Raw genomic sequence first — 1,553 nt, 5'->3', positions numbered from 1 at the left:
ACATTGTTTAAATCTTGAGTAGTAGTACCATCGATATCAGACCACACATAGGTGTATGGAGGCGTACCGCCATTAACATCAACATCGATGCTTCCCGTTTTTTCGCCATTACAAAGTACATCAATTGTCGATGCAACAGATATTTCTAAAAGATTAGGTTCAGTTACCGTTGTATCAATAACATTAACGGTACAACCATTCGCATCAGTAATAAGTATCGTATAATCACCAGCTGAAAGATTTTCAAATAAGCCATCAGCTTGGCTAGTAGTTCCATTATCGATAGAGTAGGTGTATGGAGGAATTCCTCCAGTACCCTCGGCAGTAATACTTCCATTACTTTCACCTAGACATGCGACATTTGTAATCTGTGTTATAGACCCTGAAACATTAGTTGCAGGTTCAATTATTGTAGCTGTATCAGAAGAAGTACATCCATTAGCATCTGTAATAGTAACGGTATATGTACCAGCGATAACATTTATTAGATCCTCATTGGTCGAACCATCGTTCCATAAAAATGTGTATGGAGAAACACCACCGTTGACAGTTAAGTCTAGAGAACCGGTAGCATCATCTTTACATAAAATATTGGTAATAGCAATTCCTGAACTTAAAGCATTAGGTTCATTTACAGTTATCGTAGTACTAGTAGTACAAGCCGTAACATTATCGGTTACTGTAATTGAGTAATCACCTGCTGGTAAATTATTAACAGCTGGTGTTGTATCTGGTAATGAATCCCAAGCATAACTAAAACTGCCCGATCCACCTGAAACTGTAGCTACTACACTACCGTTACTTTCACCATTACAAATAACTGGTGAGGATGAACCTGTAACTGAAATATTTAAACAAGTACCAGGATTTACTGTTACTGTTGTTTGATCTGTACATCCATTAGCATCCGTAACGTTAACTGTATATGTACCAGCTGATAAATCACTAATTGATTGTGTTGTTTGTCCATTGCTCCAAGCGTAGGTGTATGGTTCTACACCACCAGTAGCGGTAGCAGTAGCGGTACCATCTCCCGTAGTTGGGCCTAACTCATCCGTAGAAGAAGCCGTAACATTTAAAACATTACTAGGTTCCGTAATGGAAATAGTATCCTCAACCGGTTGGCAAACCGTCCCGTCTATAGTAATGCTTACTGTATAAACACCAGCAGTAACATTGCTCAATGTACTGGAGTTTACACCACTATCCACTTGTCCATTACTCCAAGTAAATGTAAAAGTAGAAGCAGGGTTAGCAAGCGAGTTGGCGGATACTGTACCAGCACCAGTGGCATCACCAGTACAAAGTACATCCGTTACGCTATCTATAGTTATTTCCGCATCACAAGTGTTAACACAAGCGATAATAATACTTTGGGTTAATTGACACCCATTGGCGTCAGTTACGGTAACACTATGTGTTGTATCTGAAAGGCCTGTAGCCGTAGCAGTAGTTTGACCGTTACTCCATAAGAAAGAATAAGGTGCCGTACCACCAGAGACCGCAACAGTAGCTTCTCCATTAGCACAGCCTTGAGCTGTTGTAGCATCTTG

General features: G+C 40.1%; 1 protein-coding gene. It reads right to left on the bottom strand.

Annotation, left to right across the window (positions count from 1 at the left end):
• Window positions 1–1,553: SprB repeat-containing protein (locus LBV24_RS14980; RefSeq protein WP_224479471.1), on the bottom strand; the 1,553-nt coding region annotated here is incomplete at both ends.

Origin of the sequence: Winogradskyella vincentii (genome assembly GCF_020166345.1) — a bacterium.
GTDB lineage: Bacteria > Bacteroidota > Bacteroidia > Flavobacteriales > Flavobacteriaceae > Winogradskyella > Winogradskyella vincentii.
Note: the sequence above shows the minus strand (reverse complement) of the source record. Positions and strands in the feature narration are given on the sequence as shown.